Origin of the sequence: Nitrosomonas communis, assembly GCF_001007935.1 — a bacterium.
Taxonomy (GTDB): Bacteria; Pseudomonadota; Gammaproteobacteria; order Burkholderiales; family Nitrosomonadaceae; genus Nitrosomonas; species Nitrosomonas communis.
On record NZ_CP011451.1, the window covers coordinates 2,368,098 to 2,392,779 of the forward strand.

20 protein-coding genes, 1 tRNA gene and 2 pseudogenes are annotated in these 24,682 nt (G+C 41.2%); 16 read left to right on the plus strand and 7 right to left on the minus strand.

The annotated features are described in order from the left end of the window. Nucleotides 1-48: 48 nt before the first annotated feature. Nucleotides 49-1,601 (plus strand): IS3 family transposase gene (locus AAW31_RS10785; RefSeq protein ID WP_144412927.1). Its coding sequence is split into 2 segments (ribosomal slippage): nucleotides 49-505 and nucleotides 505-1,601, totalling 1,554 coding nucleotides; the frame shifts between segments, so codons are not numbered across the junction. Between the two features lie 338 nt (nucleotides 1,602-1,939). Here AAW31_RS10785 and AAW31_RS23900 read toward each other — a convergent pair. Both AAW31_RS23900 and AAW31_RS20740 read right to left on the minus strand, forming a co-directional pair. Continuing rightward, nucleotides 1,940-2,147, minus strand: a pseudogene (locus AAW31_RS23900) (IS982 family transposase); the annotation flags it as partial. A gap of 119 nt (nucleotides 2,148-2,266) precedes the next feature. Next, on the minus strand, nucleotides 2,267-2,449 hold the full coding sequence (locus tag AAW31_RS20740) for a hypothetical protein (protein ID WP_144412928.1): 183 nt from the start codon (nucleotides 2,447-2,449) through the stop codon (nucleotides 2,267-2,269). Between the two features lie 274 nt (nucleotides 2,450-2,723). On the opposite strand from AAW31_RS20740, the gene AAW31_RS10790 reads away from it, so the two are divergent. From AAW31_RS10790 to AAW31_RS23150, 11 genes are all read left to right on the plus strand, one after another. Beyond that, nucleotides 2,724-2,999, plus strand: coding sequence for a hypothetical protein (locus AAW31_RS10790; RefSeq protein ID WP_046850228.1), 276 nt, complete (start codon nucleotides 2,724-2,726; stop codon nucleotides 2,997-2,999). A gap of 699 nt (nucleotides 3,000-3,698) precedes the next feature. Beyond that, complete coding sequence (locus tag AAW31_RS10800; protein WP_046850230.1) at nucleotides 3,699-4,853, plus strand: tyrosine-type recombinase/integrase; 1,155 nt, start codon at nucleotides 3,699-3,701, stop codon at nucleotides 4,851-4,853. A gap of 300 nt (nucleotides 4,854-5,153) precedes the next feature. Continuing rightward, a complete protein-coding gene (locus tag AAW31_RS10810) occupies nucleotides 5,154-5,399 on the plus strand; it encodes a helix-turn-helix transcriptional regulator (protein ID WP_046850232.1) in 246 nt (81 codons plus the stop codon). A gap of 17 nt (nucleotides 5,400-5,416) precedes the next feature. After that, entirely contained in the window at nucleotides 5,417-6,337 is a 921-nt protein-coding gene (locus AAW31_RS10815) for a toprim domain-containing protein (RefSeq protein ID WP_052752206.1), read from the plus strand. After that, nucleotides 6,330-7,829 carry a hypothetical protein gene (locus AAW31_RS10820; RefSeq protein WP_052752207.1) on the plus strand — a complete coding sequence of 500 codons (1,500 nt, stop codon included), beginning with the start codon at nucleotides 6,330-6,332 and terminating at the stop codon, nucleotides 7,827-7,829. Before AAW31_RS10815 ends, AAW31_RS10820 begins: the two co-directional genes overlap by 8 nt. A 631-nt stretch (nucleotides 7,830-8,460) precedes the next feature. Continuing rightward, nucleotides 8,461-8,763 (plus strand): hypothetical protein, encoded by a 303-nt coding sequence (locus AAW31_RS10825; protein WP_046850233.1) that lies wholly within the window; start codon nucleotides 8,461-8,463, stop codon nucleotides 8,761-8,763. 276 nt (nucleotides 8,764-9,039) lie between these two features. After that, nucleotides 9,040-10,062 (plus strand): sensor domain-containing diguanylate cyclase, encoded by a 1,023-nt coding sequence (locus AAW31_RS19010; RefSeq protein WP_052752208.1) that lies wholly within the window; start codon nucleotides 9,040-9,042, stop codon nucleotides 10,060-10,062. A 499-nt stretch (nucleotides 10,063-10,561) separates the two neighbouring features. Further along, nucleotides 10,562-10,960, plus strand: a complete 399-nt coding sequence (locus tag AAW31_RS10840; protein WP_046851710.1) for a phosphate-starvation-inducible PsiE family protein — start codon at nucleotides 10,562-10,564, stop codon at nucleotides 10,958-10,960. 319 nt (nucleotides 10,961-11,279) lie between these two features. Then, nucleotides 11,280-11,939: a PAQR family membrane homeostasis protein TrhA gene (gene trhA, locus AAW31_RS10845; RefSeq protein ID WP_046850235.1), complete on the plus strand. Its 660-nt coding sequence runs from the start codon at nucleotides 11,280-11,282 to the stop codon at nucleotides 11,937-11,939. Between the two features lie 1,037 nt (nucleotides 11,940-12,976). After that, entirely contained in the window at nucleotides 12,977-16,918 is a 3,942-nt protein-coding gene (locus tag AAW31_RS10850) for a DEAD/DEAH box helicase (RefSeq protein WP_200899613.1), read from the plus strand. Between the two features lie 31 nt (nucleotides 16,919-16,949). After that, the gene (locus AAW31_RS23150; protein ID WP_258920434.1) at nucleotides 16,950-17,960 is read left to right on the plus strand and encodes a type ISP restriction/modification enzyme; all 1,011 of its coding nucleotides are present in this window, start codon (nucleotides 16,950-16,952) and stop codon (nucleotides 17,958-17,960) included. Nucleotides 17,961-18,072: 112 nt separating this feature from the next. Here AAW31_RS23150 and AAW31_RS10855 read toward each other — a convergent pair. After that, nucleotides 18,073-18,164, minus strand: a tRNA-Ser gene (locus AAW31_RS10855). An 891-nt stretch (nucleotides 18,165-19,055) separates the two neighbouring features. Between AAW31_RS10855 and AAW31_RS10860 the strand changes: the two genes are divergently transcribed. Beyond that, entirely contained in the window at nucleotides 19,056-19,340 is a 285-nt protein-coding gene (locus AAW31_RS10860) for a helix-turn-helix domain-containing protein (RefSeq protein WP_046851711.1), read from the plus strand. 65 nt (nucleotides 19,341-19,405) lie between these two features. Here AAW31_RS10860 and AAW31_RS10865 read toward each other — a convergent pair whose 3' ends face one another. Continuing rightward, nucleotides 19,406-20,209 carry a radical SAM protein gene (locus AAW31_RS10865; protein ID WP_046850236.1) on the minus strand — a complete coding sequence of 268 codons (804 nt, stop codon included), beginning with the start codon at nucleotides 20,207-20,209 and terminating at the stop codon, nucleotides 19,406-19,408. 73 nt (nucleotides 20,210-20,282) lie between these two features. Here AAW31_RS10865 and queD point away from each other — a divergent pair, with 73 nt between their 5' ends. Both queD and AAW31_RS10875 read left to right on the plus strand, forming a co-directional pair. Then, nucleotides 20,283-20,750, plus strand: a complete 468-nt coding sequence (queD, locus tag AAW31_RS10870) for a 6-carboxytetrahydropterin synthase QueD (RefSeq protein WP_046850237.1) — start codon at nucleotides 20,283-20,285, stop codon at nucleotides 20,748-20,750. A gap of 12 nt (nucleotides 20,751-20,762) precedes the next feature. Next, a complete protein-coding gene (locus AAW31_RS10875) occupies nucleotides 20,763-21,527 on the plus strand; it encodes a TatD family hydrolase (RefSeq protein WP_046850238.1) in 765 nt (254 codons plus the stop codon). Between the two features lie 152 nt (nucleotides 21,528-21,679). Here the strand turns inward: AAW31_RS10875 and ygfZ are convergent, their stop codons facing one another. Continuing rightward, nucleotides 21,680-22,729: a CAF17-like 4Fe-4S cluster assembly/insertion protein YgfZ gene (gene ygfZ, locus AAW31_RS10880; protein ID WP_046850239.1), complete on the minus strand. Its 1,050-nt coding sequence runs from the start codon at nucleotides 22,727-22,729 to the stop codon at nucleotides 21,680-21,682. A gap of 43 nt (nucleotides 22,730-22,772) precedes the next feature. Between ygfZ and AAW31_RS23650 the strand changes: the two genes are divergently transcribed. After that, nucleotides 22,773-23,207, plus strand: coding sequence for a protein YgfX (locus tag AAW31_RS23650; RefSeq protein ID WP_392390529.1), 435 nt, complete (start codon nucleotides 22,773-22,775; stop codon nucleotides 23,205-23,207). A gap of 59 nt (nucleotides 23,208-23,266) precedes the next feature. On the opposite strand, the gene AAW31_RS22825 is transcribed toward AAW31_RS23650, so the two are convergent. Both AAW31_RS22825 and lpxK read right to left on the minus strand, forming a co-directional pair. Next, entirely contained in the window at nucleotides 23,267-23,446 is a 180-nt protein-coding gene (locus AAW31_RS22825) for a Trm112 family protein (RefSeq protein WP_235264573.1), read from the minus strand. 24 nt (nucleotides 23,447-23,470) lie between these two features. Then, nucleotides 23,471-24,460, minus strand: a pseudogene (gene lpxK, locus AAW31_RS10885) (tetraacyldisaccharide 4'-kinase); the annotation flags it as partial. Nucleotides 24,461-24,682 lie beyond the last annotated feature (222 nt).

Below are 24,682 nucleotides of genomic sequence, written 5' to 3' on the forward strand. Positions count from 1 at the left end.
CGCCGCAGTTAAAACCTAAAAACTTGAAGGGCGAAGCGAGAGGAGAAGATGCAAAAGAGTTATTCAAAAGAATTTAAGGAATCAGTCATCAAGAAGATGATGCCACCCAATGCAGTATCTGTTCCCCAATTATGTAAGGAAACAGGCGTATCTGATGTTACGCTGTACAAATGGAGAAAAGAATACAGGAACAGGGGAATCGCAGTGCCTGGAGATAACAGTAAAGCAGATGACTGGACAGCAGAGGATAAGCTGGCGGTTGTCATAGAAAAAGCTGGTTTGAATAGCGCACAGCTGAGTGAGTATTGCCGCAGTAGGGGACTATACCCAGAACAGATTGATCAATGGAAGACGGTAGCGCTGTCAGGGTATCAACGCTATGCCCAGGCTGAGAAAGAAAAGAATCGCTATCGTCAGGAAGAGCGGAAGCAGATAAAGCGTCTGGAATCCGAACTCAGACGCAAAGAAAAAGCACTGGCAGAAACAGCCGCGCTGCTGGTGCTGTCAAAAAAGTGCGAAGCCATCTGGGGGGTGAGCGAGGAAGATTGATCTGCGCGCAGGATCGTCAGATGGCCATACAATTAATAACAGAAGCAGTGAATCAAGGTGTACGGCAACGATTGGCCTGTGAGGTGATCGGCATCAGCAGCCGCACGCTGCAATACTGGCATCACATTGGCCTGGAAGATCGTCGGCAGATAGTCGAGAAAACGCCTGCCAATAAACTCAGTGAGCAGGAAAGAAAGCATATCCTCGACGTTTGTAACAGTAAAGAATTCTGCAGCCAGACACCCAAACAGATTGTCCCTGCCCTAGCAGACAAAGCTATTTATCTGGCGTCAGAAAGCAGTTTCTATCGTATTTTACGTGATGCCGGTCAATTGCATCGCCGAGGTCGTACAGCCAATCCAACCACGACAAAGAAACCGACAGCTTATATGGCAGATAGGCCCAATCAAGTGTGGTCATGGGATATTACCTATCTGGCCAGTACGCTCAAAGGCGTATTTTTTTACCTGTATCTGTTCATGGATATCTATAGTCGTAAAATTGTAGGCTGGGAAGTCTATGAGAATGAATCATCGGAACGAGCTGCTGATGTTTTGCGAAAAACCCGGTTGACTGAAGTATTACCCATCCACCAGAAGGTGGTATTACATTCAGATAATGGCAGCCCGATGAAAGGGGCTACCATGCTGGCAACAATGCAGAAGCTGGGTGTTGTTCCATCATTCAGCTGCCCTTCGGTGAGTAACGATAATCCGTATTCAGAGGCATTATTCAAAACTTTGAAATATACACCTGCTTATCCATCCAAACCTTTTGAAAGTCTTGACGAGGCACGCCAATGGGTGCTGCATTTTGTTGACTGGTATAACCATTGTCATCGCCATGGCGGCATAAAATATGTGACACCAACACAGCGCCATCATGGTGATGATGTGACTCTTCTTGAACAGCGAAAACATCTCTATGAGGAAGCAAAAAAGAGGCATCCGGAACGTTGGTCAGGCGAAACCCGAAACTGGTCACACGAGTCGATAGTAAGGCTTAATCCCGGTAATACGCAACCAAAAACAACGATGGAAAAAGTTGCTTAAATAATGTATTCAGGCGAAAAGTATGTTGACACCTACCGTTATCTGCTGAATCCCAGAGCTCTTTTTCGAGTTGTTTAATTTGTTCGTTGTTCATTTGACATCTTTATCAGCAAATATAAAGTAAAACAGTAGCTTGTTCAGGTTCTCTCCTTAAAGCTTAGGCATGTACGTAATTCCTATTTGTCATGAATTGTACTAGCTAAAAACCCGATTTTCAAAACAACAAGATAGATTGCGTTAAAAGCAAAATCTATTAACAGAAGATTTCAGAAAATACTTAGAGCCTTTAATAGTAGCTATTAGCTAACGTGAGTTCGACATAAGAATTACGCTACCACATACCTCAACACGTCATTCAAGTAATAGTGCTTAAACGTCCGATAACCGGATAGATGAAACCCCACCATAATGGTCATGACTTCGCTTGGACACAGCTCCCCTCGTCATGACGCTGTTTTAGCGATGACTCCGACAAGGGCTGCTCGACCGCGGCTCAAACTCTTTACAGAATTCGTCACTCGCACAAAAAACCGTTGCAGTATCCATGGGAATCTGACTGCTCTCGTGATGAAACTCTTTTCCAAAACCACTTCATCATAAAGAATTCAGGTTCCTTTTACAGCTTTTCTTATGTCGAACTCACGTTAGCTAATATTAAAAAGCTTTTATCCACAATTTCCGTGGATAAGGATGTGGGTAACTGATTTATAATAACCGAGTATGACAACTTCCCCGATATTGACTTCCGGCATCGCGTCAGGTGCTCGCCAAAGGCACATTTGTGTTTCATCTAAGAGAACATAACGAGGGCCTAATCCGAGATTTTTACCGCATGTTTTGCAGTTCATGATCATCCACCTCAGTAAATGAAATTAGATGATGTTGATTTTCTTATTACCTTAGCCAGATTGAAATTGTATTTTGGTCGTACTAACTCAAAATATCTGAACCCCACGAATATGCCAATGCAATCAATGAACTAACCCAATAACCACAAGAGCCTTCGGCGACGCTATGGGCTCGATAATCTGAAAGTGTCGCATCCTACAAAGCGCCCTCGGTCATCAATTGGCCCTTGGCGTTTTGCCTTTTCTATCTTCCATTAGCTATATGAGGTGCACCATGCTCATCATCAATGATCCCACCCAAGCCAACCGCATCCCCGATTCCGCCATACGCAGCCTGGTGCAGCAGAGGTTCTCTGAGGTCTGCGCAGGTGAACCCTACGACTGCGACCGCCACGGCTACATGGTCGTGGTGGAGCCCGGCGACAGCGTGGAAGCCCTAGAGCGGGAAGTAGGCTTCCCCATTCTGCGCAATCCCTTCGACGATACCCGCTACGGAGAGCCGGATTTCTCGCTTTCCTTCGAAGCGCTGGAGGAGCACTACGAATGCTAGGAGTTGGTCTACATCTTCAACGATGAAGGCTTCATTATCGGCATCTTCATCCATAAACAAACGGGCGTCGATGATGACCTGCTGGCGTTGTGCGCTGAATACGCCGTAATGGTTCCAGCTTCTCAGTTTTCCAGATTTTCAGGTTTTTCCATCCACTTCCCATCCCTAGCTTATTGGAGGCGGAAGGGCTGGAGACCAATGGGAGAGGAACAGTGAAACTATGAGCGCGTTGACTACGCTGAATTAATGACGAGAATCAAGAAGCTCATGAGTTCAGCTGTCGATCAGAAAATGGAAGAGGGCAAATAACCAGCCGGATCCGTGTAACAGCCGGCCAACTACGGCAAGAAAACCAAGTTTATCTGAAGAAGCTATTGCTCTAGTGGGCTAAAGCAACATCGTTAAATTCCTTGGGTTGTATAATTTTCTTCACTTGAGATTTAAAGATATTTTTTGATGGGAATATTGATGGGAAAATTATAAAAATATCTCAATAACTGCTTAAATACTGGGATATTGGCGGAGAAGGCGTCCCCCTAACCAGCTTTCCACAGTTGTCTACTGATATCCACTCTTATACCAAAAATCCTTTTATTTAAGCCTAATTAAGAGCATTTCTGCAAAAAGCTTGTATATCACTGTATCATAAAATATACTGCTGTCTAGTCTTATTGGTCAGAACTAAGGTAAGAATTAGATATGGGCAAGCTACAAGCAGTAAAAATTAAAACTCTACCCCCAGGCAGTCATTCAGACGGCAATTGTCTATATTTGCGCGTTAAAAATTCTGGCGCTAGAAGCTGGGTATTTCGTTATAAAGTTAATGGAAAGCCTGTTGAATTGGGTATGGGTTCAGTTTCTGTTAGAACTCTATCTGAGGCACGTGATTTAGCTGTCGACATGAAGCGTGCTATTGCTGCGGGTTCGAATCCCAAAAACCTGTTAACACCAAAGCAACAGACCAAGACCTTTGCTGATTATGCGCTTGAGTTGATCGAGTCAAAGCGGGCAGGGTGGCGCAATGCCAAACATGCTCAACAATGGGTTAATACGTTACAAGAATATGTCTTTCCTTTTATCGGTAAGAAGCCTGTTCAGGAAATTCATTTAGAGGACATTAAAAGGATTCTGAAGCCTATCTGGTACGACAAGACCGAAACAGCAAGCCGGGTGAGAATGCGGGTTGAGGCTGTTTTAGATTTTGGCTATCTGCATGAAAGTATAGATAAAGCAAACCCTGCACGCTGGCGTGGGTGTTTAGATCACATTTATCCATCCCCAAAGAAAACGCAGCCAGTAGAACACTTTGAGGCTATTTACTACGATCGATTACCTGAAATCATGACGATATTACGCGCTAAAACCAGTATGAGCGCTTATTGTGTCAGATGGATAGCGTTAACAGCATGTCGCAGCAATGAAGCGCGTGAAATGATGTGGGATGAAATAGACATAGATAATGCGATCTGGACAATACCGGGAAAAAGGATAAAGGCAGGGCGTGAGCATCGTGTCCCATTATCACAAGAATGTATTGAGATACTGGAAAAGGTTAAAACATTTAATCCTCTTAGTAAAAAAGGATTAGTTTATTTCAATCAATATGGTGATGCTCTTTCTGACGTGGCAATCAGCAAAGCGCTTAAGTCAATCTCATATAAAGAAGCAACCATTCACGGCTTACGTTCCAGTTTTCGAGATTGGGCGGCAGAAAAGACACAATATCCTCGCGAGGTATGCGAACAGGCACTTGCTCATGCTATTGGCGCGGTTGAAGGAGCTTACCGACGTTCAGACCTTTTCAATAAAAGACGGATATTGATGAATGATTGGGCGGATTATCTGAATAAATGAGGCTTACAGATAGATTAAAAGTTCGAATCAGTTTATCACTGTATTATAATACGCAGATGAATAATGTTATATTCATAAGTGATTGTGAGGTTTCCCCCAAAGTGTTGGCGCACTTTGAGGGATTTAATCCAGTCAATTTTTTTCCCTTCACGGATATGACAATGACTGAGTACGTTAAACGCTTTTTTGTTATTGCATTCAACGCAAGTTACATGTTAACAAAATAGTGCCCTTAAAGCACGAAAAAAGTAGCTTTATACGCATAAAGTCATTGTCATCTTTTTAATCTAAAGGATGATTATGCAAGAAATTAGTTTCAAGAAGAAACCCGCAGTATTAGAACAAACATCATTTTCCCACGCGAATTTATATTTAAGAATTCGTAAGGGGAAATTTCCCCACCCTGTCAAGATTGGAAGTTCATCCGTATGGATTGATTCAGAAGTCAATACGGTTTGCAGAGCGATGGCGGCAGGCTATACGGATGACCAACTTAAAGAGTTGGTAGCCAAGCTTGAAGCAGACCGTAAAAATGTAGTGCAATAAAAAAGGAGCACCAGATTATGTATGCTCCTATTTCTTTACCTGAAGACTCTTGTCAGTCAGCAAACAGTATTTTAACAAATCACCTTGATATTGTTAATCAATTCGCCAATGATGCAGCTAGTAAACGAGGATTGATTATTGTCAATCCGGTTGCTGATGGTGAGATTCATAGATGCGCTATTGCTGGCAAATCTAGAAACAATCGAGATGGCGCTTATCTCCTGCATATTGACGATTTTCCCTGTGGCGGCTTCCAAAATCATACTGATGGGCTAGGTTGGCAGAATTGGCGGGCGGATATAGGCAGAAAACTGACCCACCAGGAAATAATTGCACAGCAAGCTAGAATTGACGAGGCAGAACACCAGAGAAGGATTAAACTCCACAGTCAACGTGAGAAAGTGGCGGCAAAAGCAGCCTACCTGTATGGCTGCGGCAGACCAGCAAGAAACCAGAAAGACCACCAATATTTAATCAAGAAAGGTATTCAGCCTCATGGCGTGAAAATTCTTGGCAATGCGCTTATTGTGCCTCTCCAAGATCAAGCAGGTAGGCTAGTTAATCTTCAGTTTATCTCCCCGGAAGGTAAGAAGCGCTTCCCAAAGGGTAGTAAAAAAGAAGAATGCTTTTTCATCATTGATGGCCTATCCGAACGGATTCTAATTTGTGAAGGCTACGCAACAGGAGCAAGTCTTTTTGAGCATAGCGGACAGCATATCATTGTGGCGTTTGATGCGGGCAATCTCTTACCTGTTGCCAAAGTTATCAGAAGCCATTTTCCTGACCATGAAATTATCGTATGTGGTGATAATGACTTATCTGGTGTAGGTCAGAAAGCGGCAAACGAGGCAGCGTTAGTGGTAGGCGGCAAGGTATTGATTCCACCTATTGCGGGCATGGATTGGAATGATTACTTGACAGGAGGTTGCCATGTCTAACACCTCATCGGCCGTGATTGATTTCAGCAAGGCGGAAACGCCAAAACCAGAAGTAAAAAGCAAAGATAATGAAAAAAGAACATCCAGGCTAACTGACATAATCAACCTAGCTAAATCATCCTGCGAAATGTGGCACGATGAAAACCGCGATCCCTACGCAAGCTTTGAAGCTAATAGCCATAAAGAACACTGGGCGATTGATTCACGTGGTTTTAAAGAATGGCTGAGTCGGCAAGCTTTTTTTGAAAAAATTGGTTCTGTTAGTAAAGAGGTTATGGCGGACGCCTGCGCTAATTTAAGCGGAATTGCCAAATATGAAGGCAAGAAACACGCAACAGGGCGGCGCGTAATGTTCCACGATGGAGCTTATTGGATTGATCTTGCAAACGATGACTGGCAAGCCTTGCGCGTTGATTCCAGCGGTTGGCAGATTATTAGTAATCCACCTGTCAGATTTTTGAGAAACCGAAACTTCAGGCCGTTACCGATGCCACTATCAGGGGGTAATGCGCTGGATTTGTTCAAGTTGCTAAACGTGCCCAAAGAGGATGAATTGCTTATCCTGGCGTGGATTCTTGAGTGCTTCAGAAATAATACCCCTTACCCGGTTCTTGAATTAACAGGTGAGCAAGGTAGTGCCAAAAGCACGACGCAGCGAGTTATACGGCTATTCATTGATAATAACGAGGTGATGCTAAGGTCAAGACCAAAGACAGTTGAAGATATTTATATAGTGGCCAGCAATGGGCATCTTGTCAGTTATGAGAATCTGTCCAGTCTAAGCCAGGATATGTCAGATGCGCTTTGTGTTGTGTCCACTGGTGGCGGGTACGCTTCAAGAACCTTATACACCAATGGAGAGGAAACCATATTAACCGCAAAAAATCCGGTTGTTCTTAATGGAATAAATAGAGTTATCACACGGCCTGATTTGCTTGACAGGTCTATAACGGTAAGCCTCCCACTGATTGAAAAAAGGATAGATGAGGCAGAACACAAAAGAATGGTTGATAGGCTTGCACCGGTTATCTTTGGCGGGTTGCTTGATTTGCTATCAAAGTCACTGCGAATATTACCAGGCGTAGAGATCGACCCGGCAAAACTCCCGAGAATGGCGGACTTTACTAAATTAGGCGAGGCAATGAGCCAGGCCCTTGGCAAAGGTAGCGGCTACTTTTTGAATAAATATATCGAGCTTCGCAAAGAGGCAGTGGCAAACACAATCGACGCAACGCCACTTGGACGTGCTCTTTGTGGCTTTGTTGAATGTGGATACAGTCATATAGGCACGGTTGGCGACCTATTGCGTAGGCTGAACGACTTTGAGCATAAAGCAGGGATCGAGCCTGGTGATTTTTGGCCGAAATCACCTAGAAAGCTTGGTGATGAATTGCGACGGTTAGCGCCTGCTTTGCGACAAATCGGTATTGAATGCTCAGTTGAATCAAAAGCGCGGCGGGATGGTATCCACTGTATCTTGAAGAAAAACTGATCCACCTCCCGCAAGGTCGGAAAAGATATTCACAATGTTCACAACATTCACACAATAATGCAAGACATTGATTAATAATATCAGTATTATTCTTGACCTGTGAACATGTGTGAACATTACGTGAACATTGAAAATATAGATGTTCACACGCAAATTACTGATTATAAAGGTTTGTGAATGTTGTGAATGTTGTGAACGTGTATTCCCACCTTGAGAGAAGGCATTTATAGTGATTATGCTGTAACGGATAAGGACTATTCATCACCAGATGATCGGGTAGTGTCGTGATTGCCTGTTTCTCTTTGGTGGGCATTGCCAGCAATATAAAGCCACTAATCACGGCGTGAGGTACAGGCCGGTACCAGATATTCTGAAGCGGTGCAGCGTGTTCAAGCCAAGGAAAGGAGGATCACTACCTTCTAACGTTCAGAATAAAGCTACAGGCTATTATTCTGTATTTATGGTGGGAAGGTGTTTCACATAAGGCAGGGTAATAGCTTGTGGCGCATTCTAGCGATCTAAAGTAGGTTGAAATAGATTTATACGCTGCAAAATTAACAAAGTGTGGGAAAGTGTAAAAGAGAATTAAACAAGATCTGTGTTATTTTAACGTTAAATAACAGCGTTATTCGTGAAGCACGACGCTATAATAGCGGCAAATAGCGTGCTAGACGAAACCCCACCTTGTATTCTGTTTTGTGACAAAGTGTTGAAAAGTGCCGAAACGTTGAATACTATTCTTGATAAGACCCTACCTTATATCTTTAGTGCTTTTAAGCACGAAACCGCGCTTTGCTTAAATTTTTACACGGGCAGTTCAGAAAAACAGGTTTTGATAACAGGGGAGCTTCAATCTCAAGCACTCTTAAGCCCAGGACCGCGCTTTACAATTCCTTCTCTAAATCTAACAAAAAAAGAACTAATTAAAAACTAGTCTTATAATCTTAAACAGAGAAATACGAGAGCGAAAAAACAGATGCTGGCTGCATACCAATGTACCAAAGCTACTTATGGTACAGAATATTTGCATAGTCAATTGGTAGATCAAGGGGTACGGATTACAGCATCCCTTGTGCGAATGCTTCCCAAAAAGGTAAATGCAGCTGCCAGAATCAGAGTATATACTCTCGGGGATGCCGTTGAATATTTCGGCGCAATCTTTCAGGGTGTTTTTGGGTAATGCAAATAAAATTTGCTGAACAGATTTAGCATGAAACACTTCGAAAAAACGAAAGTACAATTAATTCATGAGATCACTGAGCTTCGCAAGCGTTGTGCCATCCTTGAAGAGGCAGCAGTTGAACAAAGCCAGTCGGAGATGAAAATTAAGGGTGAGCGCGATTATGCTGAGAGCGTCATTGAAACCATACGCGAGCCTCTTATGATACTAAGTTCAGACCTAAAGATTCTCTCCACTAACCGCAGCTTCTACGACACCTTCAAAGTATCACCTGAACATACAGTTGGGAATTTTATCTACGACATTGGAAATGGGCAATGGGACATTCCAGACTTGCGGTTACTCCTTGAGAATATTATTCCCCACACTACTGTAATTAGTGGGTATGAAGTCGAGCACGTCTTTCTAAATATCGGACGAAAGATTTTCCTGCTCAACGCGCGGGAGATTTTCAGAGGAAATATTGGCTCACATACGATTCTCCTAACCATGCAAGACATAACAGAACGTAAGCAAATAGAAGCGCAGATTAATCAACTGGCGTTCTATGACTCGCTCACCCAATTACCTAACCGTCGTCTGCTCAACGACCGTTTGAGCCAAGCCATGTCTGCCAGCCAGCGCAGTGGTCGCTATTTTGCACTGATGTTCCTTGATATGGATAATTTCAAGCCACTTAATGATACATATGGGCATGTGGTGGGAGATTTGCTATTGATTGAAGTTGCGAATCGGCTTAAAAATTGTGTTCGTGGGATGGATACAGTGTCCCGCTTCGGCGGTGATGAGTTTGTTGTAATACTGAACGATTTGAATAGGGATAAAGCCGAATCAGTTTCACAAGCTGAGCTCGTCGCAGAAAAAATCCGTGCCTCCTTGTCGGCTTCCTACTCGCTAGTTGTCAAGCATGAGGGGAAATCTGATACTACTATTGAACATGACTGCACCGCGAGTGTCGGAGTAGTGTTATTTTTCAATCATGACGTTAACCAAGACGAAATCCTTAAGTTGGCTGATACAGCAATGTATCAGGTTAAGGAATCTAAGCGCTAGCTGACAAGTGGTTGAACCCGCGATAGGTGCTCACCAATTACTTGCTCTGGTGCTCACTTCACTACGTCATTTTTAGCACACCCCGTTAGATACCCTGCCAATCATCACTCTTGTGGGCCCAAATATTATTTGAACTAATTTATGAAATTCCATAGCAGGAAGCGTATACTTATATAAGTTCATTTCTGCTTCTATGAACTATGAGAACCGATAAATAATCTTTTACATCCGCTCAAAGTTCTTTCTTGAAGTACAGTTCATCAGAAAAGTTGAACATCACCAATTAAACACATACACCACTAAGTTCCCCAGTTGAAGGTCTATTAAACATAGATCGTCTAGAAATTCCGCTACTGCTGCGTTATACCTGAAAAGCTGACTTTGAATTGAATACCTCATTCTGATACAGACTTTTTCTTTGTTGAAATTCACGCCTTCTGTTATTCATTATGAATACTCAGAGCATGCAATTAAGAAGTATTTTTTTAAGGTGGACAATATGTTGAGCATTATAGATCGAATTGAAAGATATATAATATATGTCCTTGTCTTTATGCTGCTTATCTCAGTACTCTTGGGTACTATTGAGTTAGGTCGAGCCATACTAGCAGGAATTATTGCTGCCCCTTTGTTCCTAGTCAAAACTCACACGCTGTTTGAGTCCTTTGCTCTTTTTCTCGTCATTGTGATCGGATTAGAGCTTCTTAAATCTATAAAAAGCTATCTAGTGCATGGTTCTATTAACCCAGCATTCGTAATTGAGGTGGCAATCATTGCTCTAGGTAATAAGTTAATTACTTTAGATTTAAAATCTAGCCCACCTGAATTCCTATTGGGTATGGCGTCAATTCTGCTTGGGCTGTCAATAACCTATTTTATTCTCAAGAAAGCAAACTAATATCTATAATGGGCTCTAAATACATGTTCTATTAATGTTGCATGAGTAGTGTGTTACAGAGTTAGTAGCAGTACCCAGAATCATTTTCTGGCATTTTAAAGTATGCGAAATTTAGTGGAACCCAAGGTTTCGTAAAATATAGAGATGGAATGGAGGATAAATCCAGGCCAAAAAGCTGGTTATCCGTGTCAAGACTTACCTGAGGTGTTTGGATGCTAGAGTTCCATTTAAAATCAAATTCAAGCACTCTCCGCAAATGGTATGGATTGACCCATCAAATCGTTTTTCACACACTCGTTAGACCATAAGTTGGAAAATCGTGAAAATAATACTTGCAGAACCCGAACGTGAGCAGTCCCGAGGGGAAGAGATCGCCAATAGCATTAGCCATGGTATAGGATTGGTCGCAGCACTTGTAGCAGCCCCATTTCTTATTATCCATGCAGTGCAGCACCCAGATACGAAATTCATCACCGGTGCGAGTCTCTTCATGGCAACGATGGTGCTACTTTATCTTGCTTCTACTCTCTATCATGCCCTGCCGCGAGGCAAGGCCAAGCGTGTGTTTAAGATTGTCGAACACTGCGCGATCTTTCTCCTTATCGCCGGCACCTACACGCCGTTCACGCTTGGCGTGCTTCATGGCGCATGGGGCTGGACGCTCCTTGGGATCGTCTGGAGTCTTGCTGCAATTGGGGTGGCACTGAAGGTGTCTGATAAGATGCACAACCCCATCATTTCTACCAGTCTTTATCTGCTTATGGGATGGCTCATTTTGATCGCAATTTATCCGTTGTATACCCGCATACCTGTCTCCGGTCTACTATGGCTGGTTGCAGGAGGCATCGCCTACACTGTTGGCGTGTTCTTCTTCGTGACCGATTCGCGTTTTCGATATGGCCATTTCCTCTGGCATTTATTTGTAATGGTGGGTACTGCATGCCATTACTTTGCAGTGCTCTGGTATGCGGCTGCCTAGAGCAAACAAAGTTCAAGAACAAGATTATATTGGAAGTATTGAGATATATGCCGTTATTTCTAGAATACTCTACTGTGGATTTTATGTCGGGACGCATAATGGCGTTTATTTTTAGCAATATTCTGCAAATCGAATTGAATATTTTTAAAACCTTTATATTAGGTACAAACAAATAAGGTCTGGGCTTCTGAAAAAAAGCCTAATAATTAAGAAGTGGAGAGGGGGGCTTCAATCTTTAGCGCTTCCAGGCCCCGGACCGCGCTTTGCTAGAATTTTTGCAGCCGCGAAACTAGGAATAGGGGTTATTTCGATCTTTGCAACTTTACACTAGAGAACCGCGACTTGCTTTTTCTTCGCTAAACGTATCCAAAAAAGGTAATTTAGGTTTACAAAACCTTACATAAAATGACTAAATCTGAATTAGCGCATTCTTTGAATATCTCTCGAACGATGCTTTATAAATTGATTGCTCAGGGAATGCCTTGGGATTCTTTGGAAGCTGCGACCAGCTGGCGAAGAGATAACCTTAACCCATCCAAAATGAAAGATTATAGAATATGGTTAAACGAAGTATTAATAAGGATAGGCAAGCGCTAGGATTGCATTAGAGCGCTTATTTTATGGCGGAAATGGTGTTTGTATATGCCTTGCTCTTTTTTTCTAAAGCTTTCAAAATAAGAGCCGATTAAATTATTTCATGATGCAGTACTTGTCATGAACTTCTCGAATGTGAAACAAAACCCTCACTAGATCTCCAAGCTATCCGGTGGGGGTTTTCCTATGCTTTGCTTGAAGATGGCAAAAAGTTAAAGTTTCATAAATAAAGGCCGTTGAATGTATTTCATGATGCAGTACTTGTCATGAATCAACCTAAAATTTAAAAAAGTGTTGGAAGCCCCACCGAGTTGTGAACTGATTCGGTGGGGTTTTCTATTTGATTTATTGAATTTCCAATCTTCTGCTTTAACCGAAGATAACAAACACCCTTACCTTAATTTTCAATAAAATTCAGCAGTAAAAAATAACCTGGGGAGAATATGGCAGCTTTACAAAACCTGCTTGCAAGCTACCGACAAGCATCACTTACCGAGCGAGAAAAAGGCACATATTTTGAAGAGCTTATTCTGACATACCTCAGAAATGAAGCCACTTATCGCGATCTTTACAGTGATATCTGGACATATGCTGATTGGGCAGAAGAGCGAGGGCTTGATAAACGCGATACCGGCATAGATTTAGTGGCAAAAACCCAGGGCACCAATGAATTCCATGCGATCCAGTGCAAATTTTATGATGAAGGCTACCGTATTCATAAAGCTGACATAGATAGCTTCTTTACCGCGTCAGGAAAAAAACCGTTCACTCACCGTATAGTCATCACCACAACCAACAATTGGAGCGAACACGCTGAACATGCGCTTCAGGGGCAACAACCACCGGTTAGTAAAATTGATCTGCATGATCTGGAAAACAGCAAAATAGACTGGGAGAAATATCAGCCAAAGATATCTCCTGTTCTCAAAGAGAAGAAAAAATTACGCGATCACCAGAAAGCTGCTGTGTCAGCCGTGGAAGCAGGATTACAGCCTGCTGATGCTGATCGTGGGAAATTAATTATGGCTTGTGGTACCGGGAAAACTTTCACAAGTTTAAAAATAGCCGAGAAGCTTGCAGGCATGGGCAAACGTGTTCTTTTTCTGGTACCGAGCCTTTCTTTATTATCCCAAACGCTTACCGAATGGACACAAGAAAGTGAAGTGCCCTTACATAGTTTTGCGGTGTGCTCTGATAGCGATGTGGGGCACAGAAGAAGGATTGATAATGATGTGGTGCAAACTTTTACTCATGAATTGCGATACCCAGCTACAACAGAACCCAAGCGGCTTGCCGTTGAAATGGAGAAGCGCCACGATAATGATCATATGAGCGTGGTGTTTTCCACTTATCATTCCATTGATGTAATCAGCAAAGCACAACACGATCATGGTTCGGCTGATTTTGACCTGATTATCTGTGATGAAGCACACCGCACCACGGGCGCTACTTTTGATAATGAAGATGAAAGCAACTTTGTCAAGGTACATGATGGCGACTTCATCCGGTCAAAGAAACGCCTCTATATGACTGCTACCCCGCGCATTTACGGTGACAATGCTAGAGCCATAGCTGAGAGAGACAATGTGGCGCTATATTCTATGGATGATGAAAAGCTCTACGGCAAAGAGCTGTATGTCATCACTTTTTCTGAAGCGGTCAAACTTGAACTGTTGGTAGATTACAAAGTGATCGTTTTGGCGGTAGATGAAGAACATGTTCAAAGAAGCATCCAAAAATTATTATCCGATGAGAATAATTCTCTCAAGGTGGATGATGCCGGAAAAATCATTGGTTGTTGGAAAGCGCTGGCTAAGCTTGGCACGCAAGAACAATTGATCGGTGACCAAGACCCCATGCGCCGTGCGGTAGCTTTTTGTCAGGTAATTGAAGCGCAAAGAGGTAACAGGGTTCACAAGGTCAGTTCCAGGCAGATTGCATCCATGTTTCAGGCAGTAGTCGAGGCTTATCAGGAACAGGAAGAAATAGAGCCAGAAGCACGCCTCATTTGTGAGGCTGAACATGTTGATGGCAGCATGAACGCCACGGCGAAAGAAGAAAAATTGCAATGGCTTAAAGCAGAAATACCAGAAAATACCTGCCGCATTCTCAGCAATGTACGTTGTTTATCCGAAGGAGTGGATGTACCCGCGCTTGATGCTGTTTTATTTTTAACGCCACGCAATTCTCAAGTAGATGTGGTGCAATCAGTCGGTAGAGTGATGCGCATTGCCCCAGGTAAAAAACGCGGTTATGTCATTCTGCCAGTGGTTATACCAGCCGGTATAGAAGCCCATGAAGCGTTAAACGATAACCAAACCTATAAAGTAGTTTGGCAGGTATTGCAAGCCTTACGCTCGCACGATGATCGGTTTGATGCCATGATCAACAAGCTGGATTTGATTGGTAGCGACAAATCCAAAATGGAAATCGTAGCCGTCACTGACAAGCTTCAGAAAAAGCCGAACAAGAAACCGGGTGACAAGAAGAGGAAAAATGCCAGAAATAGTTATAGCATTGGCGAAACAGGACAGAGAAAGAATAACGAAGAAGATCAACTTGAGCTGCAATTCGAAATTGGTGAAATAGAACGCGCTATCTATGCCAAGGTCGTGCAGAAGTGTGGCAACCGCCAGCACTGGGAAGATTGGGCGAACGATATTGCGAAAATTGCCCGTACTCATATCACACGTATTAAAACCATTCTTGAGAACCCGGCTAACACAAGAGAGATTGAAGCGTTTAATAGTTTCGCTGCCGAATTACGCGATGACTTAAACGATAGCATCAGCAATGAAGAAATAATCGAGATGCTAGCCCAACACCTCATTACAAAGCCAGTATTTGATGCCTTGTTCAGTGATTATAGTTTTGCCCAGCATAACCCTATGTCCCTAGCCATGCAGGGCGTGCTAAATCTATTGCAGCAACACAATTTGAGCAAAGAAGCCGATACGCTGGAAAAATTCTATGCTAGTGTAAAGTTGCGAGCTGAAGGGATTGACAAAGCAGAAGGCAAGCAAAAGATCGTTGTGGAACTCTATGACAAGTTTTTCCGCAATGCCTTCCCTAAAATGACCGACCGGCTGGGCATTGTTTATACCCCCGTGGAAGTGGTCGACTTTATTATTCATAGTATCAATGATGTGCTGCAACAAGAGTTTGGTCAGACATTAGGTAGCAAGAATATCCACATTATTGACCCGTTTACTGGCACCGGCACATTTATCACTCGATTGCTGCAAAGCGGCTTAATCAGCAAAGAACAGTTGGCGTATAAATATCAGAATGAAATCCATGCTAATGAAATCGTTTTGCTGGCATATTACATCGCGGCTATCAATATCGAAGCGGTCTATCACAGCATCATGGGGGGAGAGTATCAACCCTTTAATGGTATTTGCTTGACTGACACCTTCCAATTGCACGAAAAAGAAGATCTGGTAAGTGAAATGCTGGAAGCCAATAGCAGTCGACGTAAAAAGCAGAAAGCGCTGGATATACGGGTGATTATGGGTAACCCGCCCTATTCAGCAGGTCAAAACAGTGCTAATGATAATAACGCCAATATTGCTTACCCTAATTTGGATAAAAGTATCCGCGCCACCTATGCCGCTCATTCAATAGCAACATCTACCAAAAATTTAATGGACTCTTATATCCGCGCAATCCGTTGGGCAAGTAATCGCATAGGGAATAGTGGCGTAATTGGTTTTGTAAGCAATGCTAGCTTTGTGGATGCCAATACTGCCGATGGATTGCGTAAATGCCTGGCGGAGGAATTCAGTAGTATTTATGTGTTCCACTTGCGGGGAAATCAGCGCACGTCAGGTGAGTTATCAAGAAAAGAAGGAGGTAAGATTTTTGGAAGTGGTAGCCGGGCACCCATTGCCATCAGTATTTTGATTAAAAACCCCCATAAAGTTGAAAAAGGTCTGATTTATTTTCACGACATTGGTGATTATTTAAGCCGTGAAGAAAAGCTCGCCAGAATTAGCAAATTCAAAAGTATCAGTGGAATTAAAAAAGCTAACGGCTGGTTACCCATTGTACCCGACCAGCATCATGACTGGGTAAATCAGCGGGATGACAGTTTCAGTGAATTTATCAGCTTGGGAGATAAGAAAGATAGAAATGCAGCGGTGGTTTTTGAGAATTACTCACTAGGTGTAGCTACTGGACGTGATGCTTGGTGTTACAACTTCAGCAAAGCTGCTGTTACAGATAGAATGAAAAGTATGATTGATTTCTATAATAGCGAAGTCTTACGTTATCAAGCTCAAACAGGCACAAGCAATGAAGTAGATATTGATGGATTCGTAACGAACGACACCACGAAAATTAGTTGGAATCACAATTTAAAAAAACGATTTTGCAAAATCTAAAATACATCAATTCCAGCCTGAATCCATAACCATCTGCTTTTACCGCCCATTTACAAAGAGCTATCTTTACTTTAGCAAGGATTGGAATGCAAGGATTTACCAAATGCCCTGTATTTTTCCTAGTGCAGGGATGGGTAATCGGATGATTTGTGTGACAAGCCTTGGGGCAAAAAAAGGTTTCTCAGTTTTAATAAGTAAAGCTCTTATTGATCTAAATATGTTAGAAGCAGGAGCTCAATGTTTCCCACTCAAGCTCTATGAAAAAAATTCGCTAGCTGATGCATCAATTAAGACTAATGATATGCAGGATGAGCTTGTTGCTAACCCGCAATCAAGCTCATCAACCAAAAGCAATACTCAATACACAGCAAAGGATGGCATTACCGATGCGGGTTTAGTACATTTCCAGATAGCGTATTCTACAGAAATCCTTACCAAGGAAGATGTGTTCTACTACATCTATGGCTTGCTTCATTCTGAGGATTACAAAAAGCGCTATGCTGATAATCTCAGCAAAGAATTACCACGTATTCCTTGTGTAAAAAAAGCTTCTGATTTTTGGATATTTAGCAAGGCAGGCCGTGACTTGGCAGAGCTACACTTAAATTATGAAACCGTAAACTGCTACCCAGTGAAACTGGATACTGGCAATAAAAAGCTTAATGAGCTAGGTGACAAAGATTATTACGTTGAGAAAATGAGGTTCGCTAACAAGGAAGACAAAAGCGTTGTCGTGTATAACAACCATATCACCATAAAAGAAATTCCATTGGAAGCCTATGAATATGTGGTCAATGGCAAGCCTGCCTTGGAATGGGTTATGGAACGACAAGCAGTCACAACTCATAAAGAAAGTGGCATTGTAAACGATGCAAATCTATGGGCAATTGAAACCATGAACGATGCAGCCTATCCGCTTAAATTGTTTCAGCGTGTTATTACGGTGAGCCTAGAGACAATGAAGATCATAAATGCTTTGCCAAGATTGGATATTGCCACTAATTTAATTACTAACCCTATAAAAGATTCGACCCTTGTATAAAAAATGTCTTTTTAGGGCGAGTGGAATTTTCTACGGTAAGAATTAAAGTCAGAACTGAAGGAGTTAAGTAGATAATTTTATTTTTATAATCAATAAGTTGTTTGTCTTTAAATGGCGGAGAAGGCGGGATTCGAACCCGCGGTACGGTGATAACCGTACACACGCTTTCCAGGCGTGCACCTTAAACCACTCGGTCACTTCTCCCATTTGCTTCAAAAATGATGTTGTTTAACTTAAAATAATAGGGTGCCAAGGATAAACTAGTTCATACTTTGGAGCAACCTTTGTACTGATTGTTTCTAAGAATTATAGATGATTTACCAGAGTAACTGAGAAAGATCCTTTAGCGGATTGTGAAAAGCCTAGTCGTAATCAATGACGGGCAAAAACAGGTGAAAGAAGAAGCAGGGTTTAAACCTGATAAGAATGAATATTTTGAGCCTGCTTCTAACGCCGTGGCCTAAGTTGGATCACTCAACAGCTTGTTAGAACTTTATCTTTCTTCCTATTACACTACATACTTTCAGACGATACTTTGCTTGAAAACATAGATTGTTATATCAATAATTATGGCTCATATCTTATAGTAATACATAATCATGTACGTATTTTACATAATAAGCTGCAGAGAATTAATCCTAAGTGAGATTAACTAGAATCTACTCAAAAAGTATTTCTCATAATCATTTAAAATATATACTTCATAATATATTATTTTATAATATTGTTAATTATAATAATATGCGGTTTAATCAAAATTGATCGAACTTAAATAAGTTTGAGTTCAAATCAAATGCAAGGGTTTCTGCATAATTTATCTAAAAACATTGCGCTTAAGCATTGGTTCAACACTACTTTCTTTTAAAAGTAAATTTGTATATTTTTAGTCAGAGCCTAAATATACGAATTAATTGCATTCTGGCTTCTTGCTCTTAATAGATTAGTAATACAGAGAGTGTTCGACATATGCATATCTAGACTAGGAAATTTTTGCATCTTTTCATTATTAGGAGGATTTTTTAAGTAATATGGGAACGAAAAATAGATCTTCTAGTCTATTTTTTTGTGAACTTTATGACATTCGAGAAAAATAGAATGAAACTATTTAAAAAAATACCTAACCCAAGGGAAATTCGGCAGAAGCTTGGTCTTAATCAACAAGAATTCTGGAATAAGGTAGGTGTAACCCAAAGTGGCGGTTCACGTTACGAGAGTGGACGAGAGATACCTAAAGCTGTCAGGGAATTGGTGCGATTGGTCCATATTGATCGGATTGATTTGACCAAAATTAAACGAGACGATCTGATTGTGGCTGCAATGCTAAAAGCACAGTACCCTGATCTGTATAAAAGCTTGAAAAAATCAGCAAAATTGAAATAATTCCAGAAATTCCCTTTGAGTAAATCAGTCAATTTGTGGGCTAATGACTGGTTTATGGATTAGGACTATGGATGAACCTTTACCGCAAGCCCAAGTGTTTTAATTCTTGCGGCAAACGATGCTATCCATGCCGCCGACACTTTAGATAGCCGGGATGCTTCAGGTTGCAGAGAGGGACGTGCTAATCCATACAGCAATATTCCCTGTAATGATATCCCTTCTTGTTTTATCTTAGTGAGGAATTCAAGATAAGCTTTGATTTCTCTCTCAGCAGGAGGTTTTCCATCTATTTCAAGCACACACGTTTGCAGCCAGGTAGGGCATAAGGAGGCGGCTATTTTTAGGTTGGCGTGCATTTTCTTTAGGCTCATGCGGGTATTATTAATACGCATTCTGCCCTCTTGCGTCACACTATCTAATTTGAACCAGATCTCACCATTTAGCTTCGACATATGGCTAAGCCCTCGCTGGACATGAGCTCGATCAATCAAACTGCCATTAGTAATCAGAACTAATTTGAGTTCTTCTGGCAGGGGAAAATCGCGTTTAACACGCTCAATCAAGCTGATTACCTGCTCGAACTCTTTTACGCTCGTGGGTTCTCCATTCCCTGACAAGGCGATATCATTGATACGCCTGGCTTGTTGTGGCACTTTATCCAGCATAAAGCGTCCATAAAGCAATTCATGAAGAAAAGAGCGCAATTCTTGTTCCAGCTTGACTAAATCAATTATTGGAGCAGAACCGCGTTTGAGATTGGGTACTTGGCAATAGATACATCGCCAATTACAGGCATTATTAGGATTCAGATTGATTCCGATTGATACGCCAGAAGCTCGGCGCGAGATAACAGGATAAACATAGGTCATGCTAATGCTATCTCGGCTATGATCTGAAACGCTTAATAGTTTAGGAATAGGCTGCAATGGTATAATCCATCAAATGTTGATTACGCGAAGATTAGAATTTGATGCTGGCCATCGTATTTCCACTCATAACAGTCAGTGCCGTCATTTGCACGGCCATCGTTATGTGATAGAAATTACTTTATCAGGTAATATTATTTCTGACGAGGGCGTGGCAGAACAAGGCATGGTTATGGATTTCTCTGAAATTAAACGTATAGCGAAAGAGGTCCTGGTTGATAAATGGGATCATGCTTTTCTTGTATATGCCCGCGATACTCTTGTAGTTGAGTTTTTGCAATCACTGAAAGATCATAAAACAGTTATTATAGATACGCAACCGACGGCAGAAAACCTGGCAATTAAAGCTTTTCATATATTAGATCTGGCATTTCAAGATGCTTACGGAAATCGGCTCGCACTGGAACAGGTTCGATTGTATGAAACTCCTAATTGCTGGGCGGATGCAAGAAGAGAAATTATTAATCATACCAATAATCCATAATAATTTGTAAACATGTTTATTGATTCCCACTGTCACCTGGATTTTCCTGATCTTGCCAATAATCTTGATGAGATTCTTGACAATATGCAACAAAATAATGTTACTCACGCCTTATGTGTTAGTGTTAATTTAGAAGATTTCCCTCGTGTGCGAGTTTTGGCGGAATCACATGACAATCTTTTTGCCTCCGTGGGGGTACACCCTGATTATGAAAACTTAATCGAACCGGATGTTCCGCAATTAGCGAATCTTGCTCATCATCCTAAAGTTGTTGCGATTGGAGAAACGGGACTTGACTATTTTCGCCTTAAAGGAGATCTCGAGTGGCAAAGAGAACGCTTCCGTCAGCATATTCGAGCTGCCAAGCAATGCAATAAACCCCTTATCATTCATACCCGAGAGGCAGCGGCTGATACGCTACGTATCATGGCTGAAGAAGGGGCAGATAAGGTAGGGGGGGTGATGCATTGCTTCACCGAAAGCTGGGAAGTTGCCCAGCAGGCAATTGAAATGAATTTTTATATTTCGTTTTCCGGCATTATTACTTTTAAAAATGCTACGCTTGTTAAAGACGTCGCTCGAAAAATTCCTCTTGAGCGTATGCTGATTGAAACTGATTCTCCTTATCTTGCTCCAGTCCCCTATCGTGGAAAGACCAATCAGCCTGCTTTTGTACGCTATATCGCTGAGGAGATTGCTAAGTTGCGGGAGGTGAGCTTGACGGAAATCGCGGCCATCACCACCCATAACTTTTTCAACTTATTTAAGATTGCTTAAGATCGGAAGCTTTCTGAATAAATAGCAGCCAGTTACTGTATTCTTTATGTGATCAAGATGTCCCTGTCTATCGATGCAATTGCTGGCACTTAACTTTATTTGTCTTGTTTAGAACTCTGAAGTTTAGAACTCTGAATTTTCAGAGGCGCCCTTTATTGAGGTAAAAGATAAGGCAGAGAGAAAATCTGTAGTACTGGACCTTCTAAATTCTTCCAAAATATTTTACCTGATTCAACACTATTGGTTTGAATAACAGCAAGGGCATCAAAACCTCCCTCAGGGGAAGGTGCTGCATTAACTATTATACCGCATGATTGTTCTGGCAATTCAGCGCTAAATAACTGATCGCCAGCCATGACTGGTTGGGATGAAGCAATATTGGCCAAATACATGCGGCGCTTTAATTTACCAAGATACTGTGTTCTTGCTATAATTTCCTGTCCTGGATAGCAACCTTTCTGGAAACTGAGCCCTCCCGTAATATCCAGATTTACCATTTGGGGGATAAAATGCTCCTGGTTTATGGGTAAAATAACAGGGATGCCAGCTCTGATTTCCAGCCAATCCCAGCAGATAGCGCCAACTGGTAATGCCTGTAAAGCTAAATGTGGCCATATCATGACCGCTTGATCTAGCGTTGTGATAATTTCATAGCGATTAATATCTCGGCATAAAATACTTCCTTGCGCAGCATGGACTATTCCAAGCGGTAACATGGGGAGGGCTGTGTGATGGAATACTTCTTCAATTAACGACTTTGCTTTATTTCCTGCGATACCAATACGTATCAAAGAATCGCTGCTGTTGTTTAATCGCACCTTTGCGCGCAGTATATACATTGACAGGCGTTTAGAAACAGTTTCAAGCAAAGTGGATGGTAATTGCATGAAATATCCATTGTGATCTGCTTGTGACCAAATTATAAAATTTGCCAGTATGCGACCTTTAGGGGTGCAATAGCTACCGTGTTGCGCAATCTGATGATTCACTTTCCTCAAATCGCAGGTTAATTGCCCTTGTAAGAAAGTTAATGCTTCTTCTCCTGAGAAATGAATTAGACCAAAATGAGAGAGATCAACCAGAACAGTATCAGTTTGAGTACTTTTTAACGCGATAGCATCATGTTCTTTGAAATGTATCACCTGACCTTTTTCAATAGTAGCATGGTGTTCTTGTAAAAAAGTCTGCCAAACAGGATTCATAGGGATTTATCTGATCAGAGAAAACGATTAATTATTTTTAATTATGCCAGCATTAACTATTTATCTTAAATCATCAAGACAATATACCTTATTGTTATGCATGGCACATTTTGCGGTTGCTTGTATTTTATGGAAGATGGATTGGTCGATATTTATTAAATTAATAGGGAGTATGTTACTCGCTATAAGCTTATGCTTATACTTGCGCTGTCATGCGTTGCTTCTTTCAGTTCGATCAATTGTAACTTTACATTTTTCAGAGGATGGATTGACTTGTACAGCCCAAACTCAATCTAATGAGCATATTACATTTACCATTAAGAACGATACTTTCGTCACACCCTATTTGACTGTATTGTGTGTGAAATCTCCCTATTCGTTTTTTTCTCGTAATATCGTCATTTTTGCAGACAGTATCGATGTGGATAAATTCAGACAATTACGGATATGGTTAAGATGGAAATGGAGAAGAAAATAAATTAACTACTTTAATTAAAATCAGAAAAAAATTATTTTTAATTTTAAAAATTAAGAAAGCTAAATTTCTTCTTCTGCTGGGAGTTTGCGCGCTTCTTCTTCTAACATGACTGGGATCCCGTCTCTGATTGGAAAAGCTAAGCGGTCTGGTTTACAGATTAATTCTTTTTCATTTTTCTTGTAAATTAAAGGGCCTTTACACAATGGACATACCAGAATATCTAAAAGTTTTGGGTCCATAAATTTTTCTCTTAATTTTTTTAAAATAATTTCTCGTAATCCAATGTTTATTGTTATTTCTTCATGCAATACCCAAAATTTCTCATTGGCTTGATCCAAACATTTTACAGCATCCTCTTCTCTCAAAAGAATAATTTCAGCATCAGGAATCTGTAAATTTTTTTTAATAAATGGGTCATTGTTGATAACTGAATGAGATTTTACATTTAATTTCAGATAGCTTAGTTGCTCCAGGAAATCATGAGAATGATTGATATCCGTAATAACATGAATAGATTTACCCTTAAATGTAGAAATTTCGTAATGAACATCAGGGTTAAGCAAATTAATGAAATATTCATTTGCTGGCCTCATATAAAATGTTTTAATCTCATTTCCGACATTATGTATTGATAACCGGCTGCTTTTTTCATTCATTACTACTGCGTCTACTTTATTTAGATAGGATAAGCTATCACGTAAAGGCCCGGCCGGCAAAATTAAACCATTACCGAAACTCAGTTTACTCTGATCAAGTACAACAATCTCGAAGTCCCGCTGCAATCGCAGATCCTGTAAACCATCATCACAGATGAGCACATTGCATTCAGGATGAGCTGTAAGTAGGGCTTGCGCAACCTTTACGCGATCATGACCAATCCATATTGGGCAAATACTCTTACTTAGATAAGCCATCAGCAAAGATTTATTTCCTACAATACCAGGTTTACTTGAGAGCGTAACGGCAAGGGGAGAGCCGTAATTTTCGGAATAGCCGCGACTAATGATGCCAGGGTATAATCCAAATGCTTTTAATAGATGAATTAACCAAATGACGAGGGATGTCTTACCGGCATCATTAACAGTAATACTGTCAATAACAATTATGGGTACAGATGTCTTAACCGAATGCAATATACCAAGCCGATATAATAATCGCTTAAATGTTAAGAACAGTCTAAAAAATAAACTAAATGGCCAAAGAATGATATGAAGAGGTGTAATTCGATGCCAATATAGTTCAGACCAATTCATTGATGGTATATTTCTTTATATAAGGATTAACTTTTAATTAGAGAATTATTTCTGATTTTCTTACACATACTACACATGCTTTAGCAAGCTAATCATCTCGCTCAATATGGTATCTCACTGGAAGAAAACTACTGATATAAATTAAATACCCTTTATTACCTTTTATCTCGTATTCTTCATTTGCGGAAAGAATCCGCGCTTTCGAGTAATCAATTAAAATCT

Excerpts from the sequence above, each read along its gene's own strand:
- AAW31_RS20740 (WP_144412928.1), bottom strand. The coding sequence starts at position 2,449 with ATGAACTGCAAAACATGCGGTAAAAATCTCGGATTAGGCCCTCGTTAT.
- AAW31_RS10790 (WP_046850228.1), top strand. The coding sequence starts at position 2,724 with ATGCTCATCATCAATGATCCCACCCAAGCCAACCGCATCCCCGATTCC.
- AAW31_RS10800 (WP_046850230.1), top strand. The coding sequence starts at position 3,699 with ATGGGCAAGCTACAAGCAGTAAAAATTAAAACTCTACCCCCAGGCAGT.
- AAW31_RS10810 (WP_046850232.1), top strand. The coding sequence starts at position 5,154 with ATGCAAGAAATTAGTTTCAAGAAGAAACCCGCAGTATTAGAACAAACA.
- AAW31_RS10815 (WP_052752206.1), top strand. The coding sequence starts at position 5,417 with ATGTATGCTCCTATTTCTTTACCTGAAGACTCTTGTCAGTCAGCAAAC.
- AAW31_RS10820 (WP_052752207.1), top strand. The coding sequence starts at position 6,330 with ATGTCTAACACCTCATCGGCCGTGATTGATTTCAGCAAGGCGGAAACG.
- AAW31_RS19010 (WP_052752208.1), top strand. The coding sequence starts at position 9,040 with ATGAAACACTTCGAAAAAACGAAAGTACAATTAATTCATGAGATCACT.
- AAW31_RS10840 (WP_046851710.1), top strand. The coding sequence starts at position 10,562 with ATGTTGAGCATTATAGATCGAATTGAAAGATATATAATATATGTCCTT.
- AAW31_RS10850 (WP_200899613.1), top strand. The coding sequence starts at position 12,977 with ATGGCAGCTTTACAAAACCTGCTTGCAAGCTACCGACAAGCATCACTT.
- AAW31_RS10860 (WP_046851711.1), top strand. The coding sequence starts at position 19,056 with ATGAAACTATTTAAAAAAATACCTAACCCAAGGGAAATTCGGCAGAAG.
- AAW31_RS10865 (WP_046850236.1), bottom strand. The coding sequence starts at position 20,209 with ATGACCTATGTTTATCCTGTTATCTCGCGCCGAGCTTCTGGCGTATCA.
- queD (WP_046850237.1), top strand. The coding sequence starts at position 20,283 with ATGTTGATTACGCGAAGATTAGAATTTGATGCTGGCCATCGTATTTCC.
- AAW31_RS10875 (WP_046850238.1), top strand. The coding sequence starts at position 20,763 with ATGTTTATTGATTCCCACTGTCACCTGGATTTTCCTGATCTTGCCAAT.
- ygfZ (WP_046850239.1), bottom strand. The coding sequence starts at position 22,729 with ATGAATCCTGTTTGGCAGACTTTTTTACAAGAACACCATGCTACTATT.
- AAW31_RS23650 (WP_392390529.1), top strand. The coding sequence starts at position 22,773 with ATGCCAGCATTAACTATTTATCTTAAATCATCAAGACAATATACCTTA.
- AAW31_RS22825 (WP_235264573.1), bottom strand. The coding sequence starts at position 23,446 with ATGGACCCAAAACTTTTAGATATTCTGGTATGTCCATTGTGTAAAGGC.